This is a genomic window from Streptomyces sp. NPDC016677, from assembly GCF_055562815.1.
In genome coordinates, this window is the sequence record NZ_JBVHEO010000001.1 from 489,710 (window position 1) to 505,767 (window position 16,058).

Annotated in this window: 14 protein-coding genes and 2 tRNA genes; 13 read left to right on the forward strand and 3 right to left on the reverse strand. The window is 72.0% G+C overall.

Annotation, left to right across the window (positions count from 1 at the left end):
• Positions 1-28 precede the first annotated feature (28 nt).
• Positions 29-1,096: an SCO2583 family membrane protein gene (locus ACZ3IG_RS02135; RefSeq protein WP_467428130.1), complete on the forward strand. Its 1,068-nt coding sequence runs from the start codon at positions 29-31 to the stop codon at positions 1,094-1,096.
• Positions 1,097-1,107: 11 nt separating this feature from the next.
• On the opposite strand, the gene ACZ3IG_RS02140 is transcribed toward ACZ3IG_RS02135, so the two are convergent.
• Positions 1,108-2,292, reverse strand: coding sequence for a M48 family metallopeptidase (locus ACZ3IG_RS02140; protein ID WP_467428131.1), 1,185 nt, complete (start codon positions 2,290-2,292; stop codon positions 1,108-1,110).
• A gap of 125 nt (positions 2,293-2,417) precedes the next feature.
• Between ACZ3IG_RS02140 and ACZ3IG_RS02145 the strand changes: the two genes are divergently transcribed.
• From ACZ3IG_RS02145 to ACZ3IG_RS02185, 9 genes are all read left to right on the forward strand, one after another.
• The gene (locus ACZ3IG_RS02145; protein WP_467428134.1) at positions 2,418-2,579 is read left to right on the forward strand and encodes a hypothetical protein; all 162 of its coding nucleotides are present in this window, start codon (positions 2,418-2,420) and stop codon (positions 2,577-2,579) included.
• Between the two features lie 173 nt (positions 2,580-2,752).
• Positions 2,753-2,917 (forward strand): hypothetical protein, encoded by a 165-nt coding sequence (locus ACZ3IG_RS02150; protein WP_215169062.1) that lies wholly within the window; start codon positions 2,753-2,755, stop codon positions 2,915-2,917.
• A gap of 60 nt (positions 2,918-2,977) precedes the next feature.
• Complete coding sequence (nadD, locus tag ACZ3IG_RS02155) at positions 2,978-3,658, forward strand: nicotinate-nucleotide adenylyltransferase (RefSeq protein WP_215169064.1); 681 nt, start codon at positions 2,978-2,980, stop codon at positions 3,656-3,658.
• Between the two features lie 16 nt (positions 3,659-3,674).
• Positions 3,675-5,441, forward strand: coding sequence for an LCP family protein (locus tag ACZ3IG_RS02160; protein WP_467428135.1), 1,767 nt, complete (start codon positions 3,675-3,677; stop codon positions 5,439-5,441).
• A gap of 79 nt (positions 5,442-5,520) precedes the next feature.
• Positions 5,521-5,964, forward strand: coding sequence for a ribosome silencing factor (gene rsfS, locus ACZ3IG_RS02165; protein ID WP_467428138.1), 444 nt, complete (start codon positions 5,521-5,523; stop codon positions 5,962-5,964).
• Complete coding sequence (locus tag ACZ3IG_RS02170) at positions 5,961-6,632, forward strand: histidine phosphatase family protein (RefSeq protein WP_467428139.1); 672 nt, start codon at positions 5,961-5,963, stop codon at positions 6,630-6,632. The genes rsfS and ACZ3IG_RS02170 overlap by 4 nt, the downstream gene beginning before the upstream one ends.
• A gap of 89 nt (positions 6,633-6,721) precedes the next feature.
• Positions 6,722-6,794: transfer RNA gene (locus tag ACZ3IG_RS02175), tRNA-Ala, on the forward strand.
• Positions 6,795-7,101: 307 nt separating this feature from the next.
• Positions 7,102-7,335, forward strand: a complete 234-nt coding sequence (locus ACZ3IG_RS02180) for a hypothetical protein (protein ID WP_215169073.1) — start codon at positions 7,102-7,104, stop codon at positions 7,333-7,335.
• A 129-nt stretch (positions 7,336-7,464) separates the two neighbouring features.
• Positions 7,465-7,537: transfer RNA gene (locus tag ACZ3IG_RS02185), tRNA-Ala, on the forward strand.
• 57 nt (positions 7,538-7,594) lie between these two features.
• Here the strand turns inward: ACZ3IG_RS02185 and ACZ3IG_RS02190 are convergent.
• Together ACZ3IG_RS02190 and ACZ3IG_RS02195 are read right to left on the reverse strand one after the other, a co-directional pair.
• The gene (locus ACZ3IG_RS02190; protein ID WP_467428141.1) at positions 7,595-9,202 is read right to left on the reverse strand and encodes an NADH-ubiquinone oxidoreductase-F iron-sulfur binding region domain-containing protein; all 1,608 of its coding nucleotides are present in this window, start codon (positions 9,200-9,202) and stop codon (positions 7,595-7,597) included.
• Positions 9,199-10,452, reverse strand: a complete 1,254-nt coding sequence (locus ACZ3IG_RS02195; protein ID WP_467428142.1) for a cytochrome b/b6 domain-containing protein — start codon at positions 10,450-10,452, stop codon at positions 9,199-9,201. The genes ACZ3IG_RS02190 and ACZ3IG_RS02195 overlap by 4 nt, the downstream gene beginning before the upstream one ends.
• A gap of 399 nt (positions 10,453-10,851) precedes the next feature.
• On the opposite strand from ACZ3IG_RS02195, the gene leuS reads away from it, so the two are divergent.
• The 3 genes from leuS (at position 10,852) to ACZ3IG_RS02210 (ending at position 15,631) form a co-directional block, all read left to right on the forward strand.
• Positions 10,852-13,731: a leucine--tRNA ligase gene (gene leuS, locus ACZ3IG_RS02200; protein ID WP_467428143.1), complete on the forward strand. Its 2,880-nt coding sequence runs from the start codon at positions 10,852-10,854 to the stop codon at positions 13,729-13,731.
• 215 nt (positions 13,732-13,946) lie between these two features.
• Positions 13,947-14,666: a hypothetical protein gene (locus ACZ3IG_RS02205; RefSeq protein ID WP_467428145.1), complete on the forward strand. Its 720-nt coding sequence runs from the start codon at positions 13,947-13,949 to the stop codon at positions 14,664-14,666.
• 119 nt (positions 14,667-14,785) lie between these two features.
• The gene (locus tag ACZ3IG_RS02210) at positions 14,786-15,631 is read left to right on the forward strand and encodes a DegV family protein (protein WP_467428147.1); all 846 of its coding nucleotides are present in this window, start codon (positions 14,786-14,788) and stop codon (positions 15,629-15,631) included.
• The last annotated feature ends 427 nt before the right edge of the window (positions 15,632-16,058 follow it).

Below are 16,058 nucleotides of genomic sequence, written 5' to 3' on the forward strand. Positions count from 1 at the left end.
CGACGGCCCGGCGACCCACTCTGAAGATATGGGAGGGCCTTCAGACCCGCCTGAGGGGACCCCCGAGGGCGCCCCCGGAGGCGGCGACGACGAGTACCGGTCCGTCGTCTTCGACGAATCGTTCGTCCGCGCTGCCCACCTCCAGGAGTTCTCCGCCCAGGAGCGCATCGCCGAGCACGCGCCCGCCGTGCGCCGCCGCCCGCCGCTGCGCCGCGGCGGACTGTCCCGGCAGGCCCTGATCCTGGTCGTGCTGATCGCCATAGCCTTCGGCACCGCCGTGTACATGGGCGTACGCCACCCCTACCAGAGCCCCGCCGCACGCCAGGCCGCCGAGCAGGTGCGGATGACGGTCGTCCCGCTCGTCCCGCGCGGCGAGGTGCCCGGCGCCGCCGACGCCGAGCGGCTGTACGCGCGCAGCCCCGCCGCGCAGTTCCGGGCCGGTGCCGCGGGCGTCACGCTGCCGCCCTACCGCAGCACCGCCCACTTCGCGGACGAGCAGGTCAGAAACGCCCTGCTCACCGCCAAGGAGTACGTGGTGCGCTCGTCGCTCGACCGGGAGGTGCTGGTCGGCGGGGAGACCCGCTCGGTGCGGGTGCTGCTCGCCCCCGACCAGACCGGCCAGTTCGACGAGAGCTTCAGCGACCCCGCCGCCGACGGCCGGCACGCGGCCACCGGATGGCTGGTGCGCTTCGACCCGGCCCGCGTCGAACTGGTCGCCGAGATCCGCGTCCGGGGCTCCCTGCGGGCCCTGGAGAGCGACTCCTCCACCCTGGAGGTCGTCGCCGCCCACACCGTCGTCTATCCGCTGCGGCCCACCGGTGACACCCGCGCCGAGGTGTCGCTGTTCACCGTCCGCCGCGAGCTGCACTTCCGCTTCGACCGGGACGACCTGCGGCTGCACCAGACCCGGCTCACCCTCACCTCGATCCAGGCGGGCCCGCTGTCCTGCGCCGAGGACGCGGCCGGATACCTGCGCCCGCTGCTCGCCGGGCAGAGCGCCAAGAAGGGCGGCCCGGCCGGCACCGACCCGTACGCCACGGGCGAGGCCACGGCCCTGTGCGGCACCCTGGCCGAGAGCGCGCAACCGAAGGGGTGACCGGGCCCCGGTCAGTCGCCGGTCCGGGGACCGTCCGGCCCGCCGGCCGAGCCGTCCTCAGGGCCCTCAGGGCCTCCAGGGCTCTCAGGGCCTCCAGGGCTCTCAGGGCCTCCGGGGCTCTGAGAGCCGTCCCGCGCGCCCTTCGGCCCCGGCTGCGGGGAGCCGAACCCGCCGAAGCCCCGCCGCACCCGCCCGCCGAGGTCCCCGGCCCCGCCGGCGATGTCGTTGACCAGCTTCATCAGCGGGTCCTTGGAGGTGCGCACATGCGTGGCGTAGCTGGACGCCGACTCCCGCCAGGAGTCGCGTACCGAGGTGTCCTTGTCCTCGTCGCGCCGCGGGTAGTGGCCGTCCATGATCCGCTGGTAGTCGCGGGAGGCCGCCCACTTCTTCAGCTCGGCGGCCCGCACGGTGGTGAAGGGGTGGGACCGCGGCAGCACGTTCATGATCTTCAGTACGGAGTCGCGCAGGTCGCCGCCGGCCTCGTACTCGTCGGCCTGCTCCAGGAACGCGTCCACGTTCATCTCGTGCAGGTGGTTGCCGCCCGCGATCTTCATCAGGCCGCGCATGGACGCCGTCAGGTCCTGGCCGACCAGCAGCCCCGCGCGGTCGGCGGACAGCTCCGACTTGCGGAACCACTCGCGCAGCGCGGTCACGATCGCCATGATCGCCAGGTTGCCCAGCGGGATCCAGGCGACCCGGACGGCCAGCGAGGTCAGGAAGAGCAGGATGGTCCGGTAGACCGAGTGCCCGGACAGCGCGTGCCCGACCTCGTGCCCGACGACCGCCCGCATCTCCTCCTCGTCGAGCAGCTCGACCAGCCCCGTGGTCACCACGATGATCGGCTCGTCCAGGCCGATGCACATCGCGTTCGGGTTCGGGTCCTGGTTGACGTACATCGGGGGGACCTTCTCCAGGTCCAGGATGTAGCAGGCGTCCCGCAGCATGTCGTTGAGGTGGGCGAACTGCCGGTCCGAGACGCGCACCGAGTCGGACAGGAACAGCAGCCTCAGGCTCCGCTCCGGCAGCAGCCCGCTGAGCGCCTTGAACACCGTGTCGAAGCCGCTCAGCTTGCGCAGCGCCACCAGCGCGCTGCGGTCGGCCGGATGCTCGTACGCGCGCGAGGAGATCCCCGGGAAGCGCCTGCGTGACCTGCCGGGCACCTGCTCGTGCCCGTTGCTCTGACGGCCGTCGGCCATGTCTTCCCCCAGGTGCGTCCTAGTGGCCCTTTGCGAACCCTTGTGCGGTCCTTTGTGCCCCCGAAGCAGAGCCCAGCCTAGGCGGAGTTACGGTGGACGGGCAGTACAGCTAAGGAGTCCGTGTCATGGAGCTTGTCCCCCACCCCGCCTGGCTCGCCGGGGCCGCGAACGCCGCCGAGCAGCCCGGGTCGGGCCATCTGCTCCAGATCGTGCTGATCGTGATGGTGCTGGGCTGTGTGCTCACCGCGTGGTTCCTGCTGCGGGGCTACAAGTCGAAGGACGACTGAGGCGGCCGTAAGGTTCCCCGGGCGGTCCGGACCCGTCCCCGCCGGCCTCCCGGCGGGTCCCGGCGGCTCCCGAGGGCTTCCCAACGGCGGAGTCGGCGTGATCGCGTGAGGGGGGCCCGCATACGATGAGCCCACGTCTTTATCCCGCCCACACGCGATAGGTCCTGCCGAAGATGAGCTTCCACAGCACCGCTGCCCAGTTGGTCACCCTTGCCGCCGAGGGCGAGGAGCACGGCGGCAACCACGAGAGCCTCAGCCCCTACGTCACCGGCATCGGCGCGTTCGTCATCCTGATGCTGCTGCTGTGGATCACCACCCGCTTCAACCGGGACCGCTGAGCGCCCCTCGGGTGAACAGGCGGCCGAGACGTTCAGCCGGGGCCGGTAGGGTCTGCACGCATGGGAGAGCAGGACATGCCTACCGGCCCGGTGAACGGCCCGGCCAGTGGCACACGGCACCGCCCCGGTCCCGGCACCGCCCCGTCACGACCGGGCAAGCGCCGGCTCGGCGTCATGGGCGGCACCTTCGACCCGATCCACCACGGGCACCTCGTCGCGGCCAGTGAGGTCGCCACACAGTTCCACCTCGACGAAGTGGTGTTCGTGCCCACCGGGCAGCCCTGGCAGAAGAGCCACCGCGCGGTCTCCGCGGCCGAGGACCGGTATCTGATGACGGTCATCGCCACCGTCGAGAACCCGCAGTTCTCGGTGAGCCGCATCGACATCGACCGCGGCGGCCCCACCTACACCGTGGACACCCTGCGCGACCTGCGCTCGCTCAACCCGGACACGGACCTCTTCTTCATCACCGGCGCCGACGCCCTCGCCCAGATCCTCACCTGGCGCGACAGCGAGGAACTCTTCTCCCTGGCACACTTCATCGGCGTCACCCGCCCCGGCCACCACCTGACGGACGCGGGACTGCCCGAGGGGGGCGTCTCCCTCATCGAGGTCCCCGCCCTCGCCATCTCCTCCACGGACTGCCGGGCGAGAGTCGCCAAGGGCGACCCCGTCTGGTATCTGGTGCCCGACGGCGTCGTGCGCTACATCGACAAGCGTCAGCTGTACCGCGGCGAGTGAGCCGAGAGGGGCACCGGTGAACGACCGATACGACGCGGGACACGGCGGCGGCCAGGAGGGCCCGTACGAGATCGTCGGCTACGACGAGTACGGCCGGCCGGTCTACCGCCAGGCCCCGGCACAGCAGCAGACGTACGACCCGTACGCGCAGGCCGGGCAGCAGACGCAGTACGCACAGCAGGAGTACGGCTACGACCCGTACGGCACCGGCGGACAGCAGCCCTCCGCCCCGTACGACCCCTACGCGAACTACGGCACCGGCCGGCAGGCGCCCGTGCCCCCGCAGGGCGCCTACGACACCGCTCAGCAGGAGCCCGTCCCCCCGCAGAGCCCGCAGAGTCCCTACGATTCCTACGCCGCCGCCGCCGGCGGCGGGCAGCCGCGGTCCCGGGTCGCCGAGCAGCCGGCCCGCATCCCGCAGCAGGCGGGCCCGCGCGAGGAGCCGGAGGGGACCGGGGCGGCGGGCCCGGCGGAACCCGGGGAAGAACCCGGTGCCGCGGGGCCGGAGTACCACACCGAGCAGTTCGCCTTCGTCGAGGAGCCGGACGGCGACTCCGAGGACGTCATCGACTGGATGAAGTTCACGGAGAACCGCACCGAGCGCCGCGAGGAGGCCCGGCGCCGGGCACGCGCGCGTGCCATCGCCCTGGTGGTCGTCCTCGCCCTCGTCGCCGTCGGCGGCATCGGCTACCTCTGGTACGCCGGAAAGCTCCCCGGCATGTCCTCGTCGGACTCCACGACCGGCGGCACGGCGGCGGCGGGCGCCCAGAAACGCGACGTGATCGCCCTCCACCTGCACGACACCGACGGCGGCTCCACCTCCACGGCGCTGCTGGTGAACAACACCACCACCCAGCAGGCCACCACCGTGCTGCTGCCCAACTCGCTGGCGCTGACCGGCGACGACGGCAGCGTCACCACGCTGGCCAGGTCGGTCGACGACGAGGGACCCGACGTCACCCAGGACGCGCTCGACTCCGTGCTCGGCACCGCCATCGAGGGCACCTGGCGCCTGGACACGCCCTACCTGCAGAACCTCGTCGACCTGGTCGGCAACATCGAGGTGGACACGGACGCGGACGTGCCCGACCCGGACGCCGAGGACGGCAAGGACGCCGCCGTCCTCGTCCACAAGGGCGCACAGCAGACCCTCAGCGGCAAGATGGCCGTGGCGTACGCCACCTACCAGGCATCGGGGGAGGCGCAGGACGCCCAGCTGGAGCGGTTCGGGCAGGTCATGCAGGGGGTGCTGCGCAAGCTGTCCTCCGACCCGCAGGCGGCGACGACCACCGTCCAGACGCTGGGCATGATCCTCGACCCGCCGCTGACCGACAAGGACCTCGGCTCCTTCCTGGCCGCCCTCGCCGACCTCGCCAAGGGCGGCGACCACAGGACGGCCCTGCTGCCCGTCCAGGACGACGGCACGGTCAGTGCCGAGGACAGCTCCGGCGTCGTCAAGGACGTTCTCGGCGGCACCGCCAAGAGCCCCGGCGAGGACGCCGCGGTCAGCGTCTCCGTGCAGAACGCCAGCGGTGACAAGAACAACACCGCCAAGGTCCGGATCACCCTGGTCAACGGCGGCTTCACCTTCGTGGAGGGCGGCACCGCCTCCACCGCGCGGGCCACCTCCGAGGTGCTCTACGCGGACGCCGCCGACAAGGAGAACGCCACCGAGGTCGCCAAGACGCTCGGCCTGCCGACCAGCGCGGTCGCCAAGGGCGACGTCTCCGCCAACGCGCGCGTGTCGGTGGTCCTCGGGCAGGACTACGAGCCCGCGTCGTGACCGGACGGTAACCGCATGGGCGGAGGTCGGCGGTCGTGAGACCCTTGGAGTCAAACGACCGTCGACCGAAAGCCTGGTAGTGACCGCGACCGACCGCTCCCTGGAGCTCATCAACACCGCCGCTCAGGCGGCCGCCGACAAGCTCGCCCACGACGTCATCGCCTACGACGTCAGCGACGTGCTGTCGATCACGGACGCCTTCCTGCTGGCCTCCGCACCCAACGACCGACAGGTCAAGTCGATCGTCGACGAGATCGAGGAACGGCTCAGCAAGCAGCTCGGCGCCAAGCCGGTACGCCGCGAGGGCGACCGCGAGGCCCGCTGGGTCCTGCTCGACTACGTCGACATCGTCGTCCACGTCCAGCACAGCGAGGAGCGCGTCTTCTACGCCCTGGAGCGGCTCTGGAAGGACTGCCCCGAGCTGGAGCTGCCCGCCGACGCCACGGCGACCCGCGGCAAGGGCGAGGAGCACGCCCGGACGCAGGCCGCCGAGTCCCCGGCTCCGGACGGGGACGGGTGGTGAGCGCCACCGGTGAGGTGACGGACCGGGGGGCCGGCCGGGGCCGCCGCGTCATCCTGTGGCGGCACGGCCAGACCTCGTGGAACGTGGAGCGCCGCTTCCAGGGGACCACCGACGTCGAGCTGACCGGGACCGGCGTCGCCCAGGCCCGCCGGGCCGCGCGGCTGCTGGCCGGTCTGCGGCCCGACGCGATCGTGGCCTCCGACCTGAGGCGGGCCGCCGACACGGCCGCCGAGCTGGCCGCGCTGACCGGCCTGGAGGTCGCCCACGACGAGGGCCTGCGGGAGACCTACGCGGGCGTCTGGCAGGGGCTGACGCACGACGAGATCATCGCCCGGTACGGCGAGGAGTACGCGGCGTGGAAGCGCGGCGAGCCGGTCCGCCGCGGCGGTGGCGAACTGGAGACCGAGGTCGCCGACCGCGCCGCCCCCGTGGTGCTGCGGTACGTGGACAAGCTGCCGCAGGACGGCACCCTCGTCGTGGTCAGCCACGGCGGCACGATCCGCACCACCATCGGCCGTCTCCTCGGCCTGGACGCGCACAGCTGGGAGGCCCTGGGCGGCCTGACCAACTGCTGCTGGTCCGTCCTCGGCGAGGGCGTGCGCGGCTGGCGGCTGCTCGAGCACAACGCCGGCAGTCTGCCGGAGCCGGTGCTCGGCGACGACGACTGAGCCGTGTGCGGACCCGGATTTCACTTTCCGGCAGGTCGCAGGCTAAAGTTCTTCTTGTTCGCCCCGCCGAGCGGGAAGAACACCAGCCCGGGGCTATAGCTCAGTTGGTAGAGCGCCTGCATGGCATGCAGGAGGTCAGGAGTTCAATTCTCCTTAGCTCCACAGAAGGACCAGAAGGTTCAGAAGCATCACGGTGAATCCCGTCCCCTTGAGGGGCGGGATTTTTCGTTGCCTCACTTGAGCACCAGGGACCCGCCGGACGTATGGCTCCATGGAGATCCGCGCCGGTCACCGTGTCCGTACTGGTACTGAGGCGTCGCTGACCGTGTCGGTCCAGGCGTGGCAGAATCAAACAGCCGAAGGGGGCGCGGCCCGACGGGAGGGAGTACCGATGCCTGCGAGCATCCTCGGGGACAGCGGCGGCGTCCCGTACGTGCGCACGGCCTGCGGCGACAGCTGGAGCTGATCGATGGGGGCACACAGGCGGAAGTGCGACTGGTGCGGCAGCGGCACTCCGATCGTCCGCGACATGGAACCGGTCAATCCCGAGTACCAGTACTGGTGCGAGGAGTGCGCGCGGGCGCTGATCATAAAAGGCGACCCCATCGAGACGTACCGGGAACTCGAGGGCGAGCCGATCTACGGCCGCCTGCTGGAGGAGCACTGCACGCTCAAGCGGTTCTACTCCTTCGTGGCCGCCTGACGGCTGATTGCCTGGTGGGCAAAGTGGTCAAATCGGGCAGACCGGAAACGATTTGGTGTTGGACCCGGTCGACCGTGTAATGTTGGCTTCGCCGCCGGGGAAACCGGGCGGAGCGAAGCGGTAAAACGCGGGGCTATAGCTCAGTTGGTAGAGCGCCTGCATGGCATGCAGGAGGTCAGGAGTTCAATTCTCCTTAGCTCCACAGGGAAACCCCCCGGATCATTGATCCGGGGGGTTTGTCGTGTGCGGCTCGTTCCGCTCAGCGGCCGAGCGCGCGCCGGCCGCGTCCCGGGGCCAGCACCGGCAGATTGGCCCGGGCCGGCGCCTGGGCGCGGGTGTCCTCCTCGATGCGCAGGGCGAGCGCCGGGCAGCGGCGCACCGCGCGCAGCGCCTTGGCCTCCGCGTAGCGCGGCACCTGCGCCTGCGCCACGGTGGGGAAACCGTCGGCGCCGAGCTGGAAGACCTCCGGGAGGATGTCCGCGCAGAGCCCGTGGCCGCGGCAGAGCGTCCAGTCGACGTAGATCTTCTGGCGGCTGGGGCCGTTCTCCGCGCCGCCGCCCGGGACGCCGGTCGGGGCCCTGCCCCCCTCGAAGAGCGGCAGCACACCCTGCACGGGCCGTCCGCAGCCGTTGCCGAGGACATGGGCGGCCAGGTCGTCCGTGAACGCCTTGACGGTCGATTCCAGGAACATCGCCGAGCCGTCCGGGTGCGAACACGCGCCGCGCCGCTTGACGTTCTTCGCGACCTGCTTGAGTGCCTCCAGGGCGGCCGGACCGCCGCCGTCCAGGACGTCCTGAAGGCCGCGCGCGGCGGCCGGCAGACCGAGGTAACAGGGGCCGCACTGGCCCGCGCTCTCCTCCGCCAGCCACTGCGCCACCCTCAGCGACTCGCCCAGCGGGCACGTCTCCTGACCGATCGGCAGAATGGCGCCCGCGCCCAGCGAACCGCCCACCGCGTCCAGCGAGTCGCGGGAGACGATCGCCTCGTCGACGGTGGCCGAGTCGATCCACTTGCCGTGGTAGCCGCCGGTCAGCACCCCCTGGGGCACCGGCGGGGCACCGGCCAGCTGGAGGACGTAGCGCAGCGGTACGCCCGTGGGGACCTCGATGACCATGGGGCGGGCGACCGCGCCGGAGACGGTGAGCATGACGGTGCCCGGCTCGTCGTAGAGGCCGGTGTTGCCGTAGCGCTCGGGGCCGATGCGGGCGGCGATGGCGAGCTGGGCGAAGGTCTCGGCGTTCGACAGCAGTGTCGGCGCGCCGCCCACGCCGCTCCTGGAGGCGCTGACCTTGCGGCCGGGCGGGATCGCCGGGCCGCCGTCGATGGAGCGGATCAGGGAAGCCGCCGCGCCGGTGACCATCCGTACGGGATTGCGCTGCACGCGCGCGCGGAGCGCCGAACGGCGGCCGTTGCCCAGGCCGCGTTCGGCGAGCGCGGCCTCCATGGAGCGCTGGGTGGACTCCCGGGTGACCCCGACGACGAGGGTGCGCGCGCCCATCGCCTCGGCGCACAGCAGCGCGCCGTCCAGGATCAGGTGCGGTGCGCGGTTGATGAGGACGGTGTCCTTGCGGCAGGCCGGTTCGTCCTCGCTGCCGTTGACGACGACGACCGGGCGGACGCCGCGCTTGATCGCCGCTTCGGCGACCGAGCGCAGCTTCTTGTGGAAGGGGAAGCCCGCGCCGCCGCGGCCCCTGAGATTGATCGCCTCGGCGAGTTTGGCGAGCTGTTCGCCGCCAAGGGGTTCGAGCGGGCCGTGCACCTTGAGGTGCATCGGGAGATCCAGCCGCTCGACAAGGTCGAAGCCCGACGTGAGCTGGGGAAGGCCGACGACGCGGACCTCGGGGACGTCGGGCAGGGCCTCGTTCACTTCATGCCTCCGGAAGGCGTGTTCCAGGGTTCACCCGACCCCGGTGCGTCGAAGTCGTAGGACGCGCCGGGGGCCGGTTCGGGGGCGGGACCGCTCGTGTAGGTGTCGTCCGGGTAGTACGCGCCGGGGACGGTGTTCTGCTCACCGGTGTCGTACACGTCACTCGGCCGGTAGCCGTAGCCGTCCGGATCGCTGTAGGCCGGGATGGTGTGTCCGGTGTCGGTCAGGGGGTCGTACGCCGACGGCGGGGCCTCGCCGACCGGTGGCGGGGACGGGACCGGCCAGCCGCCGGGGGGCATCGCCGCGCCGGGTGCGGTGGTGGGTGCCGCGCCGGGTGCCGTGGCGGGGCGGATGTCCGGCGGCAGGTCCATGGGGGAGGTCCGGCCGGGGGTGGCGGGCTGCTGCCAGGGGCGCTGCGGGGCGGAGACGGCGCGGTAGGCGGCGGCGAACCCGTTCGCGGGCTCCCGGGGCGCGGCGGCAGCGGGCTCGTACGGCGGCGGGGCGGCGGCGGTGCGCTGCCGGGGGACCCCCGCGTTCTCGTAGCCCGGCAGCGCGGAGCCCCGCGGGGTGGCGCCGGACGCCGCGAGGGCGCCGTCCCGGACCGGATCCTCGCGGTCCGGCCGGCCCTCCTGGTCCAGGAGGGCGGCCACGCGGTCGGCGATCCGGCGCTTGACCGGCCCCGGCGCCGCGCGCAGCGCCAGGGCCGCCATCACGCCGGCCACCGACAGGCCGTACAGGACCAGGAAGACCGGCTTGGCCGCGCGGCCCGCGTACAGCCCGTGCAGCAGGGCCGCGCACCAGGCCGGGTAGGCCAGCATGTGCATGGCCCGCCAGCGGGCCGCGACGGGGGCGGGGGAGGCGAAGCGGTTGCGCAGGGCGCCGGTGACGCCCACGAAGACCATGAGCAGACCGGCCAGGGTGCCGAGGCCGATGAGGAAGGCCCGGCCGCCGAACTGCTCGTCGTCCGTGAGCAGCAGGCCGAAGGGGATCACCGCGGCGACCCAGGTGGTGTGCGCCAGCGCCAGCTTGACCCCGACGTGCACGAGCAGGAAGACGATCGAGGCGGCGGCGGTGGTGCGGTGCACCGCCTGGGCGAGGAGGCGCTGGCGGGCCACGAGCAGGATCCGGTCCTGGGCGACCAGTCCCCAGATCACCGAGCAGCTGAGGCAGACCAGCGCCAGGACGCCGGCGCCGAAATCGAGGAACTCCGCGAACGAGTCGTCCGCCGTGGCGGCGAGGGATGGGTTCATGGGGGCACTCCGAGCGGTTCGGGGAAGCGGTCCCGGTGCCGCACTCTAGGTGGCGCCATACCCGTGGGTACGAGGTTTGAGTTATTGCGCTGTTATCAAATGACTATGCGGTCGTTGTGATGCCCCTTAGTGGCTGTTACGCGAAGTAAACCTTGACTGCGGTTCAGGCGCCGGAACCCCGTCGCGGCCCGCTCGGCGGCTGCGGTACCCTGACCCCATGCGTGCCGTACGCCTTCTGCTTAGCGGGCCGCGCTGATCAGTACCGACCGCCGGTGCTCCGGACGGTCGGCATCGGCGCGGCGTCCCCTCCTGTGCGAGGGGATTTTTCATTTCTGTCATTTCTGTCATGAGTGAGAGTCGCAGCCGCAGGCGAAGACGATCGATGGAGCTTTGAGGATCATGAGCGAGACGAACCCCGCCACCACCGCCGAGGCGGTGGCGCCGCACCGCTACACGGCAGCCCTGGCGGCCGAGATCGAGGCACGCTGGCAGGACTTCTGGGACGCCGAGGGCACCTACGCGGCGCCGAACCCGACCGGTGACCTGGCGGGCGCCCCGGAGGCGGTCGCCCGGCCCAAGAAGTTCATCATGGACATGTTCCCGTACCCGTCCGGTGCGGGCCTGCACGTCGGCCACCCCCTGGGCTACATCGCCACCGATGTCTTCGCCCGCTTCCAGCGGATGACCGGCCACAACGTCCTGCACACCCTGGGCTTCGACGCCTTCGGCCTGCCCGCCGAGCAGTACGCCGTGCAGACCGGCACGCACCCGCGTGCGTCCACCGAGGCCAACATGGAGAACATGAAGGCCCAGCTGCGCCGGCTGGGCCTGGGCCACGACAAGCGCCGGTCGTTCGCCACGATCGACCCGGACTACTACAAGTGGACCCAGTGGATCTTCCTGCAGATCTTCAACTCCTGGTACGACGAGGAGGCGCGGAAGGCCCGGCCCATCGCCGAGCTGGTCGCCGCCTTCGAGTCCGGCGCGCGTGAGGTTCCCGGAGGACGGGCCTGGAGCGAGCTGACCACCGCCGAGCGCGCCGACGTCCTGGGCGAGTACCGGCTGGCCTACGCCTCCGACGCGCCCGTCAACTGGTGCCCGGGGCTGGGCACCGTGCTGGCCAACGAGGAGGTCACCGCCGACGGCCGCTCCGAGCGCGGCAACTTCCCCGTCTTCAAGGCCAAGCTGCGCCAGTGGAACATGCGGATCACCGCCTACGCGGACCGGCTGCTGGAGGACCTGGACGAGCTGGACTGGCCCGAGGCCATCAAGCTGCAGCAGCGCAACTGGATCGGCCGCTCCGAGGGCGCCCGCGTCGACTTCCCCATCGACGGCGAGCACATCACCGTCTTCACCACCCGCCAGGACACCCTGTTCGGCGCCACCTACATGGTGCTGGCCCCCGAACACCCCCTGGTGGAGAAGTTCACGCCCGCCGCCTGGCCGGAGGGCACGCACCAGGTGTGGACCGGGGGTCACGCCACCCCCGCCGAGGCCGTCGCCGCCTACCGCGCGCAGGCCGCCGCCAAGTCCGACGTCGAGCGCCAGGCCGAGGCCAAGGACAAGACCGGCGTCTTCACCGGCGCGTACGCCACCAACCCGGTCAACGGCGAGAAGGTCCCCGTCTTCATCGCCGACTACGTCCTGATGGGCTACGGCACCGGCGCGATCATGGCCGTACCGGCGCACGACAGCCGTGACTTCGCCTTCGCGCGCGCCTTCGAGCTGCCGATGCGGTGCGTGGTCGAGCCCTCCGACGACCGCGGCACCGACCCGTCGGCCTGGGACGACGCCTTCTCCTCGTACGACGCGAAGATCGTCAACTCGTCCGGTGCGGACATCTCCCTGGACGGCCTGGGCGTGGTGGAGGCCAAGGCCCGCATCACCGAGTGGCTGACCGAGCGCGGCATCGGCGAGGGCACCGTCAACTTCCGCCTGCGCGACTGGCTGTTCAGCCGCCAGCGCTACTGGGGCGAGCCCTTCCCGATCGTCTACGACGAGGACGGCATCGCCCACCCGCTGCCCGAGTCGATGCTGCCGCTGGAACTGCCGGAGGTCGAGGACTACTCGCCCCGCACCTTCGACCCGGACGACGCCGACACCCAGCCCGAGACGCCGCTGTCCCGCAACGAGGACTGGGTCAACGTCACGCTGGACCTGGGCGACGGACCGAAGAAGTACCGGCGCGAGACCAACACCATGCCCAACTGGGCCGGTTCCTGCTGGTACGAGCTGCGCTACCTGGACCCGCACAACAGCGAGAAGCTGGTCGACCCCGAGATCGAGCAGTACTGGATGGGGCCGCGCGAGGGCCAGCCGCACGGCGGTGTCGACCTGTACGTCGGCGGCGCCGAGCACGCGGTGCTGCACCTGCTGTACGCGCGCTTCTGGTCCAAGGTGCTGTTCGACCTGGGGCACATCTCCTCGGCCGAGCCGTTCCACAAGCTGTTCAACCAGGGCATGATCCAGGCGTACGTCTACCGGGACGCGCGCGGGATCGCCGTACCCGCCGCCGAGGTGGAGGAGCGCGACGGCGCGTACTTCTACCAGGGCGAGAAGGTGTCGCGACTGCTGGGCAAGATGGGCAAGTCGCTGAAGAACGCGGTCACTCCGGACGAGATCTGCGCCGAGTACGGCGCGGACACGCTGCGCCTGTACGAGATGGCCATGGGCCCGCTGGACGTCTCCCGGCCGTGGGACACCCGCGCGGTGGTCGGCCAGTTCCGGCTGCTGCAGCGGCTGTGGCGCAACATCGTCGACGAGACGACCGGCGAGGTCACGGTCGTGGACACCGACCCCGCCGACATCGACGTGGACACGCTGCGGGCGCTGCACAAGGCGATCGACGGGGTGCGCGGCGACCTGGAGGGCATGCGGTTCAACACCGCCATCGCCAAGGTCACCGAGCTGAACAACCACCTGACCAAGGTGGGCGGCCCCCTCGCGCGGCCGGTCGCCGAGGCGCTGGTGCTGATGGTCGCGCCGCTGGCCCCGCACGTCGCCGAGGAACTGTGGCGCAAGCTGGGCCACCCGGACTCCGTCGTCCACCAGGACTTCCCGGTCGCCGACCCGGCCTACGTCGTGGACGAGACCGTCACCTGCGTGGTCCAGATCAAGGGCAAGGTCAAGGCGCGGCTGGAGGTCGCCCCGGACATCTCCGAGGCGGACCTGGAGAAGGCGGCGCTGGCCGACGAGAAGGTCGTGGCCGCGCTGGGCGGCGCCGGGATCCGCAAGGTCATCGTGCGGGCGCCCAAGCTGGTCAACATCGTGCCGGCGTGAGCTTGGCATGAGGGCGGCATGAGGGCGGCATGAGGGCGGCCTCAGCTCGGCATGGCAGGCTGGCCGGCTGGCCGGCTGAGGTGCTCAGGGCGGTCCCCTACGGGCAGGTTCGGGGTTTTTCTGGAACTCCGGGCCTGCCCGTTGCGTTTACGGTGGAAGAGAGTGGCGCGGTGGGCGCCGCGAGCGCCCGCGGGGCGGGCCGGAGGAGGAGCACCGTGGAAGCAGTGATCGCAGTCGTCGCCCTGCTCTTCGTGCTCATGATCGCCCTTGGCGCCTATGCCACGGTGAAGGCCGTCGGCGCCGCCAAGCGGGGCGTGGACCGCGGCATCACTCAGGCCCGCCGCACGGTGGAGGAGCACACGCTGCGCGCCAAGTCCCTGGTCCAGCCGGGATCGGCCGGTGAGGTCGCGCGGCTGCGGCTGTCGCTGCGCACGTCCATGCGGGCCACGCAGGACGCGCTGGACGCGGGCGTGGCCGAGGACGAGTCCCTCAAGGAGTCCCTGGGCCTGTTCGCGCGGCTCAGCGCGCACGGACACGAACTCGACGCCGAGCTGCGGCGGCTGGAGACCGAGCCGGACCGCGCCACCCTCGCGGAGCGCCTGCCCGGGCTGCGCGAGCGCACCGAGCGCATCACGCAGGCGGCCGACTCCCTGCGCTGGGCGGCCCGCGACCGTGCCCGCCGCTTCGCGGACGACGACCTGGACTCACTGAGCGCCCAGATCGACGTAGAGGCGGGCGCCCTGCGGCACTGGACCCGGACGGAGCCCGTCTCCCCGCCGCCCCCGTGGCCCGAGACGCCGGCCGCCACCGACGCGAGCGCCGGACCGGGGCGGCCGGCTTCCGCCGGGGAACCGGCGCGACCGGCGATCGACCCGGCCGGGCCGCGCCCGACGTACCCCTGGCAGAAGAAGGCCCGGCCGGAGAGCACGACGTGACAGTCCGGCCCGGCGGCCGGGCTCGGCAGCGCGGCCTGTTCGGTGCCGATGGCGGTGACCGGTGCTGGTGACCGGGGCCGGACTGCCGTATGGGCGCTACGGCAGGTAACCTCCAGCTCATGTCCCGCCATGTCGCGATCGTCACCGATTCAACGGCCTACCTGCCGCCCCGGACGATGGAGCGTCACGGCATCACCGCGGTGCCCCTGACCGTGGTTCTGGGCGACCGGGCGCTGGAGGAGGGCACCGAGATCTCGACCCGCTCGCTGGCCCAGGCGTTGCAGAAGCGACGACCGGTCACGACCTCCCGTCCCAGCCCGGAGACGTTCGCCGAGACCTACCGGAAGGCCGCCGGCTCCGGCGCCACCGGCATCGTCTCCCTGCACCTCTCCGCCGAGCTGTCGGGCACCTACGACGCGGCGGTGGTCGCGGCACGCGAGGCGCCCGTCCCGGTACGGGTCGTGGACACCGGCATGATCGCCATGGCGCTGGGTTTCTGCGCGGTCGCCGCGGCCGAGGCGGCCCGGAACGGCGGCACGGTGGACGAGGCCGTCACGGCGGCGGAGAAGCGGGCGGCGGGCACGTCCGCCTACTTCTACGTCGACACCCTCGACTATCTGCGCCGCGGCGGCCGGATCGGGGCCGCGCAGGCACTGTTCGGGTCCGCGCTGGCGGTGAAACCGCTGCTGCGGCTGGAGGACGGCCGGATCGAGCCGCTGGAGAAGGTGCGCACGGCATCCAAGGCCATCGCCCGCCTGGAGGAGATCGCCGCCGACCGGGCGGGCGGCGCCGAGGTCGACATCGCCGTCCATCATCTCGCCGCCCCCGACCGGGCCTCGGCCCTGGCGGACCGGTTGCGGACCAGGGTGCCGTGCCTGGCCGACCTGCACGTCAGCGAGGTCGGGGCGGTGATCGGGGCGCACACGGGACCCGGGTTGCTGGGGGTCGTCGTCTCGTCCCGGTGAAGCCCGTCACCCGTGCGGGTGGCGGAGATATCCACAAGCGGGCGTCGGTCCCCAGAAACCGACCATGATCATCGCGAGGGTGCCGGGTCGTCCGATCCTCGGCGCATGGCACTTCGATCAGGTTCTCGCGCAACGGCACCCACCAGCGGCCCTGGCCGCCGCCCCGCCTCCGACGGCCGCTTCCGTCACCGACGCCCACCGCAGGTCCACGGCCGGGTACGGCCCCCGGGCCGGGCACGGCACCACGGCCGCCGGGCTTCTGCTTCCGCGTCTGCTTCGGCTTCGGCCTCGGCTTCGGCGGAGGAGATTCGCGGGCGGGCGGAGGCGCTGTTCGGCGAACGGCCGGGATGGGCCGGCTCCGGGGAAGGGGGCGCTCAGCGGCGAGGGCCGGGGAAAGCGCCGCCCGGGCGGCGGGCCGCGGGCCCGG